Genomic DNA, 16,734 nt, shown 5'->3' with positions numbered 1-16,734 from the left:
CATGAAAAAACAGTCAGGGAGGTGCCCCCAACTGTTTGAATAATTATTGGTTTAGTTCAAATGTGAAGATCTGCTTATCCTTCAAATAAGAGCCTTTCACTTCTTGCCCATTTACATAAATGGTTTTCATCGTATCTACTCCGTGAACGTGGACAATCATAGATTTCCAAGAAGGAGAGTAGCCTGTGTAAATGTCCTCTATGTTTATTTCTACTTGATTTTCATCGTGGTGACAAGTAATTTTTCTCTCTAGATATTGATTATTTTGATAGGAGAACGTATTTCCGTCATCTTCATACAGGATGTACTCTGATTGTTGCTGGCTTGGATAGAGATGAATCATGATCTGCTCGTCAGGAACCTTAGTGGATAATTTAGCTGGTGCCTCCGGAATAATTGCCCCTTCCTTCACAAAAATCGGTAGGGTATCGAGAGGGGCAGAAACCATGATATGCTTACCGCCAGCGAATTTAGTATCTGTCCAGTAATCATACCAGGTGCCTTCTGGCAGATAAACAACGCGATGGTACGTTGCTGGTCTAGTGATTGGCGCGATTAAAACATTCTCACCAATCAAGAACTGATCGGACAGATTGGATGTATGTGGATCGTTTGGATATTCCAGAACAAGCGGGCGCATGACAGGAAGACCTGTCTGATGTGCTTCACGGAACAACGTATATAGGTGCGGAAGCCATTTATAACGTAGTTCAATATATTTCTTCGTGATCATTTCCACTTCTTCTCCAAACGCCCATGGCTCTTGCGCTACTGTACCAAGATTGCTGTGGTTTCGGAAATAGGGGGTAAAAGTTCCGAGCTGTGTCCAGCGTGTCAGCAATTCCCCTGTAGTATCATGTGCAAAGCCTCCAACATCAGGTCCGGTAAATGGCACTCCAGATAACCCAAGATTCATGCACATAGGTATCGCCATTTGCATATGCTCCCAGAAGCTTCGATTATCTCCTGTCCAGACAGCGGCATAACGCTGTACACCAGCGTATCCAGCTCTGGTCAGCACAAACGGACGCTTTCCAGATAACTGTTCTTTTAAACCTGTATAAGTCGCTTCGCCCATTAGGAGACCATAGATATTGTGCAATTCGCGGTGAGTTTTTGGATTTCCGTCATTTTCATGTATGACTGACAAATCCATGGTCTTTGTTTCATTGAAAACAGCAGGCTCATTCATATCATTCCAGATACCTTCAATGCCCATGTCAGTATAGAATTTTTGCTTCTGTCCCCACCATTTCCGCACATTTGTATTGGAAAAGTCAGGGAATGCACTGATTCCGGGCCAAACTTCCCCTACATATATATTTCCATCCAGGTATTTGCAAAAATGATTTTCCCGTACCCCCTCTTGATAGATAGGGTACTCCGCATCTTGCTTGACACCTGGATCAACAATGGGAACGATGTTAATCCCTTCTGCTTTTAATTCTTGAATCAGCGAATGGGCATGCGGGAATCGATCATAGTCAAAAGTAAATACACGGTATCCGTCCATGTAATGAATATCCAAGTAGATCGCATCGACTGGAATTTCTTTATGCTTAAAATTTCTTACCAGTTCCCGTACTTCCTGCTCGTTTTTATAGCTGTAACGTGATTGATGATAGCCAAGTGCCCATTTAGGGGGAATATCCATGCGGCCTGTTAATGTCGTGTATTGAGTAATAACATCCTTTGGAGTAGGCCCTGCCAGAATGTAATAATCTAATTCGCCGCCTTCTGCCCCGAAGGAATAGCGGGTTTGACTAGATTTCAGATCAAAAACGCTGCGATACGTGTTATCAAAAAAGATTCCATGTGCAAAACCATTTCGAATCGTCATGAAGTACGGAATCGATTCATAGAGAGCATCAGTCTCTGGATTATGCGGAGCAAAAACGTCTGTATTCCACATCGTCATGTTTTCCCCGCGTTTATCAAGAAAACCGGTTTTTTCGCCAAATCCGTAAAAATGGTCGGCGGCATCCATTTCTTTAAAACAAATAATTTCTTGTTTTTGTGTAAAGGCCATTCCTCTCTCGCCCTCAGCTACAAGCAGTCGTCCCAAAGGATCATAGGCGGAAATGCGAAAAGGATTTTTGTTGATTTTTAGGTGAAGCCCAGCTGCTTTAATCAGGAGATACTGATCATGGTCCTCACATATTGTATGGACATCCTGAGAAGCTTTTATGAGGGCAAAGCTGCTTTCTAGGGTAGGTTTTGATAGCGGTTTCATAGTTATCCGCACAATATCATCTGCATAGAAGGATAGACTAACCCAACCACGCTCACAGCGAAAGTGGAAGAGATCAGTTTTTTCATAGTCTAATAAGGCACCAATATCATAGTATTGGTTCGAATTGCTTGCTTGTTCATTTCCAGGATGAATGGCAAAACTGGTATCTTGCATATAAAAACCTCCTTTGTTCTTTGGTTGACCGCATGTTTGAAAGAATCTCACAATCATTATATTTTCAATCAATTAATTGTGCAACCGATTGCGCAAGTTATTTTCGAGTATTTTATTGTTATTCTCTTAAAGGGACTGCCTTTCATTTGGTTTATGAAGGGATAAATAGTTGTATTAAATGTATTTTCAGTTAAGAGAAATAAGCTATTTTATTTTTGGAGCGAAAAGAGGAACTATTATAAAATTTCTCTTGTTTTATGAAAGCGTTTTTATTACAATGATTTTGCGCAAACGATTTCATTGAGTTGATAAAATAAATGATAGATGTATTCAGGGGGGAGTCACAGTGAGAAACATGGCATCTTTTGATTTCTGGCAAAAGCTTGGGAAAGCACTTTTAGTGGTAGTTGCTGTCATGCCTGCTGCGGGGATTATGATTTCTCTAGCCAAGCTGATTGCGATGGTAGGTGGAGATGTAACCTTTGTCGTCAGATTTGCCCACGTGATGGAAGAAATAGGCTGGGCTATCATCGGTAATCTTCATATTTTGTTTGCAGTTGCCATTGGTGGCTCATGGGCTAAGGAGAGGGCAGGTGGCGCATTTGCCGCACTGATTGCTTTTATCTTAATCAATCGGATTACGGGTGCAATTTTTGGAGTAAGCGGGGATATGTTATCAAGCCCTGACGCTACGGTCTCCTCCTTATTTGGAAAAGAGTTAGTAGTGAAAGATTATTTTATTTCATTTTTAGGGGCCCCTGCTCTTAACATGGGTGTTTTTATTGGCATTATTTCTGGTTTCCTAGGGGCTGTTATCTTTAATAAGTACTATGATTACAATAGACTTCCGGCGTCGTTAGCTTTCTTTAATGGGAAGCGATTTGTTCCGTTTGTCGTTATTTTTTGGTCGGCTGTAACCGCTATCATTTTGTCTGTTATTTGGCCGTCTATTCAGGGAATTTTGAATGATTTCGGAAAATGGATTGCTTCTTCTAAAGACTCTGCACCTGTCATTGCTCCCTTTATCTTTGGGATGCTAGAGCGCTTATTGCTACCATTTGGATTGCATCATATGCTGACTGTTCCTATTAATTATACCCAGCTTGGCGGTACATACACATTGCTTACTGGTACCAGTGCAGGTCAGGTCGTAGCAGGTCAAGATCCATTGTGGCTGGCTTGGGTTGCTGATTTGAACAACCTACTTTCTCAAGGTGATACAGCTGCTTATCAGCAATTGCTAAATAGTGTAACGCCAGCTCGTTTTAAAGTAGGTCAGATGATTTTGTCAACGGCGTCATTGCTTGGTATCGCGTTAGCTATGTATCGTCATGTGGATATCGAGAAACGGCCAAAATATAAATCCATGTTTTTCTCTGCTGCTTTGGCGGTATTTTTGACAGGGGTAACAGAACCGATTGAATTTATGTTCATGTTCGCCGCACCACTTTTGTATGTGGTTTACTCCATTTTGACTGGACTTAGCTTTGCGATGGCTGATTTTATTCACCTACGCCTACATTCCTTTGGATTTATCGAGCTGTTAACACGAACACCAATGGCGATACGGGCGGGAATGATCCAGGATATCATCAACTTTGCCATAACATGCCTCGTCTTCTTTGGATTGAATTTCACTGTCTTTCATTTTTTGATCAAAAAGTTTAACTTCCCTACTCCAGGGCGCGCTGGAAATTATACAGATGAGGAAGAGCCCTCCACAAAACAAGAGCAATTGAAAAAAACCACTACTGGTGTTGCCGAAACGATTGTTCAGCTATTAGGGGGACAGAATAATATAGTAGATGTGGATGCTTGTATGACTCGTCTGCGAGTAACCGTTAAAAATATAGAAGATGTGGCTAAAGAATCAGAGTGGAAAAAGACAGGTTCGCTCGGACTGATTTTAAAAGATAAGGGAGTTCAGGTTGTGTACGGTCCGAAGGCAGATGTGATTAAATCAGGCGTTCAGGATTACTTAGGAGTCTAATATGAGATTATTAACACTGAACTGTCATTCGTGGCAGGAATCTAATCAGCAAAAAAAGCTAGAGGAATTAGCGGATGCCATAGCAGAGCATGCCTACGATGTTATAGCTTTGCAAGAGGTTAGCCAATCGATTGATGCTGTAGTGATAAAGGATCACATTAAAGCAGATAACTATGCTTATCTGTTATTACAAGAGCTTCAGAAGCGTGGACTAGACGATTATCGGATGGTCTGGGAGTTTTGCCATATCGGCTATGAGATATACGAAGAAGGGGTAGCTTTGCTAACCAACCTCCCCATTATAAAGCAAGACGCATTTTATGTATCCAAGCATACAGATACGTCATATTGGAAAACCCGCAAGGTTATCAAAGCGACTGTGGAGTATCATCAGAAGTGCATTTCATTCTTTTCCTGTCATTTCGGATGGTGGGAGGATGAAGAGGAGCCCTTTCATGCTCAGTTCGAACGTTTCATAAAGAGGACGGATAACAATGAACTTACCTTCTTAATGGGAGATTTTAATAATCATGCCAAAGCGAGAGGGGAAGGCTATGACATGGTAAAAGGGCAGGGCTGGTACGATACGTTTCTACTCGCAAAGGTTCGAGACGAGGGCAGTACAGTTCAAGGAAAGATAGCCGGATGGGATCGGAATCAGGAAGGCTTGCGGATCGATTATATCTGGGTTAATCAGCCTGTCTCTATCCAGGAATCAAAAGTGATTTTTAACGGAACCAATAAGCCAGTCATATCTGATCATTTTGGAGTAGACGTCATGATTTGATGCTAAAAAACCAAGATCCGATTTACTAACAATCGGGTTTTGGTTTTTTTATTTTTATTTTTTTTATCTTTTCCTGAAACGTTTGTGAAAAACACCTCGTCAAAGAGTGTGAATCAAGCAAAATGGAAATTTTGTTAATGAAAATGGAGGTATCCACAATGAATAAAACCTTTAAAATGTTAAGTGCTGCTCTAGTTACCGCTGTGGTGGCTACCAGCTCCATCTCTGCTTATGCCGCTACTCCACAACTAACACAAACAAATCTTATACAGCCAAAACCAGCATCTAAGCATGCGATTTATGTAAATGGCAAAGTAGTCGATCAGAAGCTAGACGTATACGCAAATAAACAAAATGTACTAATGATCCCTTTGCGTACAATTTCTGATCAACTAGGCTATAAGGTTACCTGGAATGCAGAAACGAAGAGTGCTGAGTTGCAAAAAGATGCGCAATGGACAGCAGTTGCGGTGGGGAAAGATCAATACAGTATAAATAAAATGTATGTGCAGTTAGGATCAGCTCCCGAGTCAAAAGCAGGAGTAACCTACGTGCCAGTTACCTTCTTTGATAAAGTGCTTCATCAGCAAGTAATTGTTGAGGAGGATGGGACAATAAAAATTGGCGAACAAGTTCAAGGGGTAACGAAAAAAGGTAGTATTACTAACATCTCTATTGACGAAAAGGATGCTTCTCTTAAAGGGGCTATCATGGTGAATGGATTTACAAACGGTGTGCGTTTGAACATCACAGACGAGACAAGCATCGTTAATCAGGATGGTAAAAAGCTGACCATAGCTGATTTGAAGTTGGGTCAAGAAATTGAAGTTGAGCACGGTCTGGCTATGACTTTAAGCATTCCGCCTATGACCAATGCAGTGAAAATCGTGGTAAATGATAAAATGGCTACTCCTGAGGTTTTAGGAACGGTTGGTGAAGTCGTTGAAGCGAAAACATTAACAGATGGAACCGTGCAGGTAGTGATTAAAGGCGAGAAGCTAAACGACCAATCCTTTGAGATGATTGCGCTAAATCTAGCAAAAGATACTCCGATTATCGACGCAAAGGATAATAGTCCATTAAAAGCAGAGGACTTGCGTAAAGGGACAAAAGTCTATGGATTCTATGGTCCTGTGACAACAAAGAGCCTACCAGCGATTGGGCAGGCGATGAAGATCGTGGTTGAGCAGGAGTCTTTGATTCAGCCTAAATAAAAAGCTACAGCCTACGTGGATAGCTACAGATGCTATGGCAGATCGTGGCTTGAATACGGAATACAAAAAACGCTTGGACGGATGATCCAAGCGTTTTTTTATGTTATGGAAAACCAGGCTAATCGCTTAAGGATAAGCTTTCCCTATTTTCCGATGTTCGCTTAATAATGTTCCTAGTAAATCGCTTCCCAACCAGCAGGAGTTACAAACAGACGAATCGCAATAATTTTCCGATCCTCCATTAAGGTAAAGTAATGACGATAGGAAGAAGGAACAGAGATTAAATCGCCGGGGGATAGCTCTACATCAAAGTAGCGACCGTCTGTGCCTAAAATGGCAAAAATACCATGACCATCTACGCAAAAGCGGACTTCATCATCCGTATGATGATGTTCTTTGACGAAGTTCTCTAATTTTTTATCTAACTCTGGTGTTTTGTCACTTAGGACAATGACGTCTGCTGTAGTGTAGCTGCGGCGTTCGCTAATCTCTAGTATCTCTTTTTGGAAGGTATCTAAAATTTGCTGTTTTTCAGCATCAGTTGGCGCGTAATTATTTCGCAAAGCAGGATCTAATTGATCCACGCCCCAATATTCATAGATAACATCCTGTGAGTTTAAAAAAGCCTGAACCGCCTCTCTATCCTCAATATATTCATTGGTATCGTGAAAACGTACTTTTGCCATGAAGAAGGACCTCCTAATGTTGTAATCTTATGAATTATTTATTTAATCAGACTGAATTAAATGGCAATACCAGACGCTTTTGCAGATAAATTACCTACTTGCAATAAGCGCAGTTGATATTCAAATAGAAATTCAAAAGCTTCTATATGTCTTTTTGCTTCAAAATCATTACGACCCCAGGCATATATTCCGTGGTTGCGGATTAACACGCCGGGTACATCAGGCTTGATCGCCTCTTTAATGGCCGCTGCTAACGTAGGGATATCTGCATAGTTTTCTACAATCGGGACGGTAAGAAGAGCGTTTTCCTCCCAAATGCCCAGTCCTTTGATTAATTCTTGACCATGAATAGTAAAGCTTTGCTTTTGTGCATACACCTCGGAAATCACATTGTTGGCAATCGTGTGTACATGAAAGCAAGCGCCAGCATCGGGAATGCTTTGGTAGACAACAGCATGCACTAATGTTTCCGCAGAGGGCTTCAAATTGGTAGGTTCTACAGAATTGCAATTGCCGTCAACGATCAAGTAATCTTCTGGCGATAGTTTGGTTTTATCTTTGCCACTGGCGGTCACAGCAAATTGTAAGGGTACATCGCTGATTTTAATAGAGAGGTTTCCGCTTGTGCCCGGAAACCAATCTCTTCTAGCAAACGTTAGCTTTACCTCATCTAATTTTTTAAAAGCGGCGGTGCGCTGTTCAAGTGTTGTTGTCATAGCACAATCCCCTCCTGTTTGGCCCTAATGGCTTTAATAATTGAAATCACATCATAAAAAGTAGTAAATGGTTTATGTGATAAATTTTCTTCCTGACATTTTTCCAGCAGGAAGGAACGAGCAATGACAAAATCAGCAATTCGAGACCCTGCCAAGTCAGTGATACTATCCCCAATAACAACACGTGTATAGCCGGTAGCATCATAGCTTCTAATAATGGTAGTTTTACACATTCCGCAATCTGTTTGGCAATGCTCATCGCAGGTATGCGGCCACGTAATTTTTATTCTCTCTTTGCTAAAATCACTGCCATTACAATAAATTGGGCCATCAAGCTGAAACGGAGCAAGAATCGGATGAACAAAAAAATCGATACCTCCGCTTGTAATGAGCAGAGTCACGTTTTCCTGCCGGCAATAATCCACAAACTCTGCAAAACCAGGGCGGATACGGGCATTCTCTACAGCAAATTGAGTGATTTCATGTTCGAGTGAAGAGGGAAGCAGGGAAAACAGCTTTCCTACCCCTTCTCTAATGGATATTTGTTGCGTCAAAATTTGTTCGGTTAACTCTTCCCAGCCTGGGGGATGAAAGTGGCGCATGATTGCCACAATATTGTCTTTTTCTGTAATCGTTCCATCGAAATCGCAAAAAAGCACAAGCTGTTTCGTCATGCAGAACCTCCCCATTTTTCTAGTGCGAGTCGCAGTTCATTAGAGTCGGAAGCTGCTACTGTAAGACTGATTCCATTCACGGATGCATCAATAGCGGCACGGAATGCTCGACCGCCTGCTGTTGCTCCGAGTGGGTGCCCATGAATGCCGCCGCCTGCGTTAACAACCTGATCTAGGCCAAAGTCGGCGTACAGTTGGGGAACCAATCCGGGATGAATACCCGCTGATGGAACAGGGAAGGCAGGTTGCAAGGTGCCGTGTTCCTCGACTAAATGATTAGCTAGCTGAGTAGCCTCGCTCTTATCTAATGCTACATTTCCGTATGGAGAAGGGAATAACACTAAATCAGCCCCGGCTAAACGCAATAGCTTACCGAGCAGGAGCGGAGCAGCAATGCCGTAATCAGGACTAGGATAATAGGCGCCGGCGAGTGCGGGATGTGCCATGATTGGCACTTGAATGTCTGGATCTTCTGCTAGACGTTGCAGGAGATCGAAGCCAAAAGCAAGTGCATTAAACAAAAGGCAGGAAGCACCTGCATCGACAGCTTGCTTCGCTCGTTCAATAAGCTGTGAGCTAGGCCCTGTAAGGTTAGCGGCATACAAGACAGGTTTGCCGGTTTGTTCTGCAATTTTATCTGAGATGGCTTTAAAGCGTCTGATACGTTGGATAAATGGAGCTTTATCATCAGCAAAGAAAATTTCATCATCCTTAATCAAATCAAGGCCGCCTTCTGCTTGGGCACGAAACTGCACTTCTAGTTCCTCTAGTGACAAACCTGTGCATGACTTAAAAATACTCATTAATAAAGGACGATCATGCACACCGGTTATTTCCCGTATTCCTTTTATGCCGAATTTTGGACCCTGAAAGCCTTGTAAAAAAGAAGGAGGAAGCTGAATGTCTACCAGCTTGATTTTCCCGTCCATTGATAGTTTGCCAAATACCCCTGTAAGAAGAGAAGGGATATCCTGTGTAAAGCATATGGTTGGATAACTAATCGTGATATAACCTCGTGTTTCACCTGACGAGGTGGATTCAAGAGGAGATACATCCGCTACTTCACCTAAATAGGGGCGTAGCTGCTCCTGCTTTGCCAGAGGAAGGTCCGTCCATGAGCCTACTGTCATACCAACTGCAATACCTTCCGCTTTTTTTTGTAAATCCTTTGCTTGGGTTAAATAGGTTACGAGGATTCGATCTGTACTCATGGATGACCTCCTTGTAGGTAGAGAATTTATCAACTAAAAACGCCCCCTTCAAGAGAAGGAGGCGTCCGATAGACAGATCATCTTCTTCTCTTATCTCTCACATAAATCAGTACAGCACGATTATGTGTAGGATTTAGCACCGTTTCGCATCGTTTATCCCGATGCGAGGGTTGCCGGGCATCATAGGGCCAGTCCCTCCGCCTTCTCTCAATAAGAGCTAGGTAATTGTTGTAATTGTCAAAATTGAAGCTGATTCTTGGAGATCATCTTATCCCTTTTTGTAACATGCGTCAACCCTTTTTATAAATAAAAACTGAGTTGAATAAATTGTTTGACATAACTGGATTACCTGTGTATATTTCTACTAACGATTCATTTATGAGGCTTTAGCTACGCAGGATAGGAACCTGTGTTCACCTACAATTACATATACTTAATGGATACCTTATCCAGAGACGGTGGAGGGACTGGCCCGATGAAACCCAGCAACCGACACATAGCCGCTAACCTGGCATGTGCACGGTGCTAATTCCTGCAGAGACATGTAAAATTCTGGTAGATAAGGGGGAACGTTTTATGAATATGACATGTCAAAACGACCTCTTTTCTTCGGAAAAGAGGTTTTCTTTTTCTTTGGTAAGCAAAGCATGGTGTGAACAGATATGGGCAGAGCATAAGTATTGGGTCATGATGAGGTGTTATCAAAAATATAAGCAAATCTCACAAGCATTTCGGGATCAAGTAAAAACGTCTCGCGAAACAGGCGAACGCGATTGGAGTATATTTGCAGAACAGTTATTACATGAATTTCAGAAGATGCGAAAATTGCCTATTGATTCAGGCAATGCCTGTAATGCCTTGAGTCATGCATTCGGTCATCTGCGCGGAAAACTTACGGAGCAAGAAAGCGGCTCCTGGCATGTCTTATTGCAAAGGAACTGGGAGGAAGCTCATCGTATATTGTTCTTACTTACTATGGAATATGGTGATGATTATTTGTCGCGGTCTCGCCTATTTTCACCGGAGGCTCCTAGCAGTCACACATGGATTCGGTTTCGTGGCAAAGATTTTTTTATTGCAAAGGATTTGGGGCAGTGGAAGATTCTTGAGCCATGGGAAGTTTGGGAGCGAGTCGGCGTGTATCAAGTTAACCTATTAACCAAATATCGCTTATTAGCCAATCTAGGAGGAATCGTTCATCCCCTGGCACAATACGATCAATACATCAACCGAGACTAGAGTGGTAAAAGGAGAGGAAAAGATATGGGGTATCAAGCGTTATCGGTTCAAGAATCCATTTTATACGTACAGAATCAGGGAACGATTTTTACACAAGCTGCGCCTCTTGTTAGCCGAGAAATTGGTGATGGCAATTTAAATTTGGTTTTTAGAATAACGGATGAAGAGACCGGTAAAAGTGTCATTGTGAAGCAGGCTTTGCCTTATGCCCGCGTGGTTGGCGAATCATGGCCGTTAACGCTGGACCGATCTCGGATTGAAGCAGAGGCTCTCAAAATTCAGCGAGAGCTGGTAGGAGATTTAGTACCTGAGGTATACCATCACAATTCGGAGCTGGCTTTGACGATTATGGAGGATGTAGGTGATCATAAGCTACTCCGTGCAGGCCTTATTGAGGGAGAGATATACCCGTATTTCGCTAAACATATTGGAACTTTTCTAGCTCATACCTTATTTTTTACCTCTGATCTTGGAATGAATCCTTTTGCTAAAAAGGCTAATGTGAGCAGGTTCATTAATCCAGAGCTATGTAAAATTACGGAGGATCTTGTATTTACTGATCCATATGAGGACCATGACACCAATAATTTTAATCCACTTATCCGCCAAGACGTAGAAGCAATATGGGGGAATCACGCATTACGTCGAGAGATTGCTAAGCTAAAATACGACTTTTTGACACGAGCAGAAGCTTTGTTGCATGGTGATCTGCATACAGGCAGTATTTTTGTCACCAAAACAAGTACAAAGGTGATTGATCCCGAGTTTGCTTTTTATGGGCCAATAGGTTTTGACATTGGGGCTATCATCGCTAATCTTGTCTTAAATTATGCAGGACAGCACGGCCTCCAAGCCGACATAGAGAAACGGGAGCAGTATCGTTTTTACTTATTGGATACGATAGAAAACGTCTGGAATGAGTTTGTATCGCAATTCGTTCGTCTGTGGCATAAAAAAGCGGAGGAGCGTAGTGCGCATGTTCCTGATTTTTGGCAGGATTATGTATCTCAGGTCTTACAGGATACGGCAGGATATGCTGGGTGCAAAATCCTAAGACGCGTGATTGGACTGGCGGGTGTAGCTGATTTAAATAGAATTGAACAAGAGGAGCTTCGAGCAGAAGCCGAAAGACTGGCATTAGAGATCGGCCAATCCTTCATTCTCAATCGTAAGCATTTGGCAGAAATCACAGATATCACGGCGATCGTGCGAGAGATTACGCTTGAACGGGAGCAGGTCCTACAAAAGTAAAGTGGCAATCAAACAGAGTCATCTGCTGTCCTGCTAAACAGGGCAAGCAGGTGATTTTTGTTTTTTAGAGAATTATTGTTCAATCTATTGCATCAAAAAAGGCTAAAAAAAGGGGGAGAAGCATGAAAAATATCGTCATATCGCCTGATTTGGAGCTAAAGGAAGTTCGTATTGAGGATGCAGCAGTCACCTTTGCTTTAATAGAAAAAAACCGAGATTATTTACGGGAGTTTTTGCCATGGCTAGATAATGTGCGAGATATAGAGGATTCGGAAAATAATATTCGTTTTGCCATTCAACAGGCAGCAAATATGCAGGGAACTCATTATTCGATTTGGTATCGAGGCCAACTTGCAGGAAGAGTTGCCGCCAATTTTATCGAATGGAATCATCGTAAAACGGTAATTGGCTATTGGCTGGGGGCTGAATTTCAGGGTAAGGGTATCATGACGCAAGCAGTTGAGGCATATCTTGATTACTTGGTATTTGGGAAGTGGAATTTACATCGGGCAGAAATTGCAGCTGCTGTACAAAATGAGAAAAGCCGTGCTATCCCGGAACGGCTAGGGTTTCAATTAGAAGGAATTATGAGAGGAAATGAATGGCTGTACGATCATTACGTGGACCATGCTGTATATGGAATGCTACAGCAGGAATGGAAGCAGCGAAAAAAAGAGAGGGAAGCTAGGGGTCCCATTTTATAATTGACTGAATTTTGAGATTTGTGGATGGGGAAGGTGTTGGAAACTGGGTTCAGCCATTCTTGTATTAGATGAAGCAACAGCTAGGATTGATAGTGAGACGGAATCGGCGATACAGGATGCTTTGAAGGTTCTAGTGCAAGGAAGAACAACTTTTATCATTGCTCATAGACTGTCAACCATTCAGGATACCGACGTTATATGGGTGTTGTCACAGGGAGAGATCGTTGAGCAGGGGAACCATGAGGAGTTAATGGAGAAGCAGGGCATCTATTATAAGATGTATCAGCTTCAGCAAGGAAAGCCTTTAAAGTAAATTGAGAAAAAGTAGAGGGTTGTGGAAGAGTAGGGATACGGTGTATGATCTTCTAATGGAAAGGAGATCGCATACATGAAATCTTCGCGCTTTACTTTTACAACATTGCTCGTAGTGGTCTTTATTGCTGGTATTACTCAGGGATTGACGCTTCCTTTGCTAGCTATCTTGTTAGAGGAACGCGGCATTTCTGCTGTTTCTAACGGTTTGAATGCTGCTGCTCTCTATGTCGGAATGTTCATTATGTCGCCATTGATGGAAATCTTTTTACGAAAATGGGGTTATCGGACATGTCTATTTATAGGGCTTGTACTGGTGACATTTTCTACTTTATTACTTCCATTGTTTACATCGCTTAGTGTATGGTTTGTCCTCCGCTTGATAATGGGGATGGGCGACTCTGCTCTGCATTATACCAGTCAGATCTGGGTGACGGCAACATCTACACCAGAGCGACGTGGGCGTGATCTTTCGCTATACGGTCTGTCTTATGGAGCTGGTTTTAGCGTAGGACCACTAGCCATCAATTTAATGCCGTTTGGCTTGTGGGCACCTTTTATGGCACTTGTTGCTTGTAATCTGGTAGCTTTCTTCATGCTGTTACAAATTCGTAACGCCTTCCCACCTGAAGTAAAAGCAAACGATGGAAAAAAGGTAGTTAAATCAAGAGAAAAGTACAAGATGGTTATCCAAATGACATGGCTGGCTTTGATTCCAGCTTTCCTATACGGTTTTATGGAAACAACGCTAAACGGCAGCTTTCCGATCGCTGCCCTACGTTCGGGAATTTCGGCAGAATCCGTTTCTATTATTTTGCCATCCTTTGTAGTAGGTAGTTTATTCCTACAGTTGCCACTTGGAACCCTAAGTGACAGAGTAGGACGCAAAAAAGTCATGATGTACTGTGCCATAATTGGCTGCATCGCGTTTATGCTGTTCCCGTTGGCAACATCCTCTGTACCGCTAATGATGCTGTTATTAGCTTCTGCGGGAGCAGCGGTGGGCTCTTTCTACTCGCTAGGATTAGCTTATTGTGCTGATATCCTGCCACAAGGCTTAATTCCGATTGCAGGAATTATTGCAAGCATGAACTTTAGCGTAGCAAGTATTATTACACCTAGTGTTAATGGATTCTTAATCAATTACGTTTCTCCAACCTCAATCTTTGTGGCGATGGGTGCTATGTTTATTGTTTTCTTCTTGGCAGCTCTTTTCTTCCGACCAGAGAAAGCGCAGACTACATCTATTCAAGAGTTTGAAGGAGTGGAAATGAAGTAGGATAAACGAGACCTGGCTATGACGGCTAGGTCTTTTTTCTTTTCAAAATTGTTCTTGACGCATGTAAAAAAGAATTATACTATGATTGTAATCATTATTAAAAAGTTTGCCTTGTTCAATTATATTCACCTATGGAAAAATGCATAAAGCCGCATGAACGCTGTTACCTTCGGGTAGCAGCTTCGTTTGTTTTTAGGGGAATTTTAAGTATGATTCTCTTTCTCAACAAAGTAAAAATTCAAACCAAAAAAGAAAGAAGGGTGATTGTATGTTACAAAAAGGGATGATGATTCTTTCAGGTGTGTGTGTTCTGATTAGCTGGCTATGGGGCAGTATCGCAGGGATTGATCCTGCTTGGATTGCCATTGTGGTATGCGGGGTACCCATTGCCATTACAGCGGGTAAGGAATTATGGGAGCAACGAAGTCTGAATAGCGATGTGCTGGTCACGATTGCAATCATCGCGGCTACCTGTATTGGGGAGCTACTAGCTGCGGCTGAGGTAGCCTTTATTATGATGATTGGAATGTGGCTAGAAGAGAAAACCGTGGCCAAAGCCACTTCAGCTTTAAAGGAAATGGTAGAAATGACTCCTGAACAAGCACGCGTCATGCGAGGGGGACAGTGGATTGAGGCAAAAGCAGATTCAGTGCTAGTAGGTGAGCTGGTACTGGTAAAACCGGGTGAGCAGATACCAGTGGATGGAATTGTAGTAGCTGGTCAGGCTGCGATTGATCAGGCAATTTTAACTGGAGAGTCCTTACCTGTTGAGAAGCGGCAAGGGGATGAAGTATTCGTAGGTACTACCAACACAAACGGCTCCCTAGAAATTCAAACCACTCGTGTAGGAGAAGAAACAGCATTTGCGAAGGTAACGAGATTGGTAGAGGAAGCAATGGAGAAGAGGGCACCTGTACAGCGCTTGTTGGACAAATGGGCGGTATGGATCGTCGGGGCTAGCTTATTATTGGCTATTCTTGTGTATCTTGTTACAAATGATATGGTGCGTTCTGTGACCGTTCTAATCGTATTTTGTCCCTGTGCTTTGGTACTGGCTACTCCGACTGCGATTATGGCAGGGATAGGAAACGCAGCTAAAAATGGGATTTTAATTAAAAGCGGTGTAGCACTAGAGCAGTTAGGCTCAATTAATACGGTTTTATTTGATAAAACAGGTACGTTAACAAAAGGAGCATTGTCCGTTGCCGGGATTGCACACGCGGAGCATAGTGCCCAAGAGGTGATGCGTTGGGCAGCGGCCTTGGAACAGCATTCGGAGCATCCGATTGCTACAGCTATTTTACATCAAGCTAAAAAATGGGAATTAGAACTTCCTGCTGTAGAATCCTTTATTATGCATGCTGGCAGTGGAATTGAGGGGGTTGTTGAAGGGAAACGCATCTATGTGGGAAATCCATCCTTTATGAAGGGACTAGGAATAGGTCTTGAACAGGTTCAAGGCTTGCTTACAACGAAAGAAAAGGAAGGAAAGACGAATATTCTTATTGCTTCCGAGTACAAACTGCTAGGACTCATTTCAGTATCTGATCAGCTTCGACCTGAAGCTAGGGAAACGGTTGAAACATTAACAAAGGCAGGTGTTGAGGTAGCGGTCGTTACTGGAGATAACAAGGGTGCGGCACGGTTTATGGCAGAACAACTGGGAATTACACAGGTGTATGCGGAACAAATGCCGGACATGAAATATATGCAGGTAGAGCGCCAGCTGAAAGCAGGTCGTAAGGTAGCGATGATTGGTGATGGGATTAATGATGCCCCAGCGCTAACACTAGCTGATGTAGGGATTTCGATGGGCGTACACGGTACCCAAATTGCTGCGCAAGCGTCTGATGTGGTATTAATGTCAAATGATCTGCGCAAAATTGCCGATGTCATGCGTTTGGGTCAAAAGGCAGTACAAGTGATCCGGGAAAATCTAATCATTTCTACAGCTATTAACAGCGCTGCTATCTTGCTTGCTTTATTAGGTGTGTTGGGCCCGGTATTTGGTGCTTTCGTTCACAATATTACTTCGGTATTGGTGGTATTAAACTCTGCCAGACTCATTAATTTTTTATCTACTCCTAAAAATTCGCGTCCATCTTCTCCGCATCATGGAGCCCATTCATCAGCCGGGTATGCTACTGATACAGGAAAGCTTCAATCTATCAATAAATTTGTCGGATTGTAAAAAGAGCAGATGGAAGCTGTACAAGGGATAATGCTACGGTCAGGTTATCCCTTGCAGTCAACATCTGCTTGCT

At 42.5% G+C, this 16,734-nt stretch carries 13 protein-coding genes, 1 pseudogene and 2 riboswitches; of the genes and pseudogenes, 9 read left to right on the top strand and 5 right to left on the bottom strand.

The window, feature by feature from the left end:
- Window positions 1-43: 43 nt before the first annotated feature.
- Window positions 44-2,407, bottom strand: a complete 2,364-nt coding sequence (locus BRLA_RS20255) for a glycoside hydrolase family 31 protein (protein WP_003334518.1) — start codon at window positions 2,405-2,407, stop codon at window positions 44-46.
- 355 nt (window positions 2,408-2,762) lie between these two features.
- Here BRLA_RS20255 and BRLA_RS20250 point away from each other — a divergent pair, with 355 nt between their 5' ends.
- The 3 genes from BRLA_RS20250 to BRLA_RS20240 all read left to right on the top strand — a co-directional run bounded on the left by BRLA_RS20250 (window position 2,763) and on the right by BRLA_RS20240 (window position 6,398).
- Window positions 2,763-4,397 (top strand): PTS transporter subunit IIBC, encoded by a 1,635-nt coding sequence (locus BRLA_RS20250; protein WP_425304192.1) that lies wholly within the window; start codon window positions 2,763-2,765, stop codon window positions 4,395-4,397.
- Window position 4,398: 1 nt separating this feature from the next.
- On the top strand, window positions 4,399-5,184 hold the full coding sequence (locus tag BRLA_RS20245) for an endonuclease/exonuclease/phosphatase family protein (protein ID WP_003334521.1): 786 nt from the start codon (window positions 4,399-4,401) through the stop codon (window positions 5,182-5,184).
- A 158-nt stretch (window positions 5,185-5,342) separates the two neighbouring features.
- Entirely contained in the window at window positions 5,343-6,398 is a 1,056-nt protein-coding gene (locus BRLA_RS20240) for a copper amine oxidase N-terminal domain-containing protein (RefSeq protein ID WP_236867716.1), read from the top strand.
- Between the two features lie 173 nt (window positions 6,399-6,571).
- Here the strand turns inward: BRLA_RS20240 and BRLA_RS20235 are convergent, their stop codons facing one another.
- From BRLA_RS20235 to BRLA_RS20220, 4 genes are read right to left on the bottom strand one after another with little or no spacing between them, the layout of a single operon-like run.
- Window positions 6,572-7,084: a cupin domain-containing protein gene (locus BRLA_RS20235; protein WP_003334524.1), complete on the bottom strand. Its 513-nt coding sequence runs from the start codon at window positions 7,082-7,084 to the stop codon at window positions 6,572-6,574.
- Between the two features lie 56 nt (window positions 7,085-7,140).
- Window positions 7,141-7,800 (bottom strand): methylthioribulose 1-phosphate dehydratase, encoded by a 660-nt coding sequence (locus BRLA_RS20230; RefSeq protein ID WP_003334525.1) that lies wholly within the window; start codon window positions 7,798-7,800, stop codon window positions 7,141-7,143.
- Window positions 7,797-8,474 carry a 2-hydroxy-3-keto-5-methylthiopentenyl-1-phosphate phosphatase gene (locus BRLA_RS20225; RefSeq protein WP_003334526.1) on the bottom strand — a complete coding sequence of 226 codons (678 nt, stop codon included), beginning with the start codon at window positions 8,472-8,474 and terminating at the stop codon, window positions 7,797-7,799. The genes BRLA_RS20230 and BRLA_RS20225 overlap by 4 nt, the downstream gene beginning before the upstream one ends.
- Window positions 8,471-9,685 carry a 2,3-diketo-5-methylthiopentyl-1-phosphate enolase gene (locus BRLA_RS20220; RefSeq protein ID WP_003334527.1) on the bottom strand — a complete coding sequence of 405 codons (1,215 nt, stop codon included), beginning with the start codon at window positions 9,683-9,685 and terminating at the stop codon, window positions 8,471-8,473. Before BRLA_RS20220 ends, BRLA_RS20225 begins: the two co-directional genes overlap by 4 nt.
- A gap of 87 nt (window positions 9,686-9,772) precedes the next feature.
- Window positions 9,773-9,902: riboswitch (SAM riboswitch) on the bottom strand.
- Between the two features lie 225 nt (window positions 9,903-10,127).
- Window positions 10,128-10,251: riboswitch (SAM riboswitch) on the top strand.
- A 10-nt stretch (window positions 10,252-10,261) separates the two neighbouring features.
- On the opposite strand from BRLA_RS20220, the gene BRLA_RS20215 reads away from it, so the two are divergent.
- The 6 genes and pseudogenes from BRLA_RS20215 to BRLA_RS20190 all read left to right on the top strand — a co-directional run bounded on the left by BRLA_RS20215 (window position 10,262) and on the right by BRLA_RS20190 (window position 16,661).
- A complete protein-coding gene (locus BRLA_RS20215) occupies window positions 10,262-10,924 on the top strand; it encodes a DUF1722 domain-containing protein (RefSeq protein WP_003334528.1) in 663 nt (220 codons plus the stop codon).
- Window positions 10,925-10,948: 24 nt separating this feature from the next.
- Window positions 10,949-12,175, top strand: coding sequence for an S-methyl-5-thioribose kinase (mtnK, locus tag BRLA_RS20210; RefSeq protein ID WP_003334529.1), 1,227 nt, complete (start codon window positions 10,949-10,951; stop codon window positions 12,173-12,175).
- A gap of 122 nt (window positions 12,176-12,297) precedes the next feature.
- The gene (locus tag BRLA_RS20205; RefSeq protein WP_003334530.1) at window positions 12,298-12,879 is read left to right on the top strand and encodes a GNAT family N-acetyltransferase; all 582 of its coding nucleotides are present in this window, start codon (window positions 12,298-12,300) and stop codon (window positions 12,877-12,879) included.
- Between the two features lie 49 nt (window positions 12,880-12,928).
- Window positions 12,929-13,192: pseudogene (locus BRLA_RS20200) on the top strand (multidrug ABC transporter permease); the annotation flags it as partial.
- 75 nt (window positions 13,193-13,267) lie between these two features.
- Window positions 13,268-14,470, top strand: coding sequence for an MFS transporter (locus BRLA_RS20195; protein ID WP_003334533.1), 1,203 nt, complete (start codon window positions 13,268-13,270; stop codon window positions 14,468-14,470).
- A 268-nt stretch (window positions 14,471-14,738) separates the two neighbouring features.
- The gene (locus BRLA_RS20190) at window positions 14,739-16,661 is read left to right on the top strand and encodes a heavy metal translocating P-type ATPase (protein ID WP_003334534.1); all 1,923 of its coding nucleotides are present in this window, start codon (window positions 14,739-14,741) and stop codon (window positions 16,659-16,661) included.
- Window positions 16,662-16,734 lie beyond the last annotated feature (73 nt).

Origin of the sequence: Brevibacillus laterosporus LMG 15441, from assembly GCF_000219535.2 — a bacterium.
In the GTDB taxonomy this organism is placed as follows: Bacteria; Bacillota; Bacilli; order Brevibacillales; family Brevibacillaceae; genus Brevibacillus_B; species Brevibacillus_B halotolerans.
The sequence above is the reverse complement of the archived record's forward strand: the minus strand, read 5'-3'. Positions and strand labels throughout refer to the sequence as shown.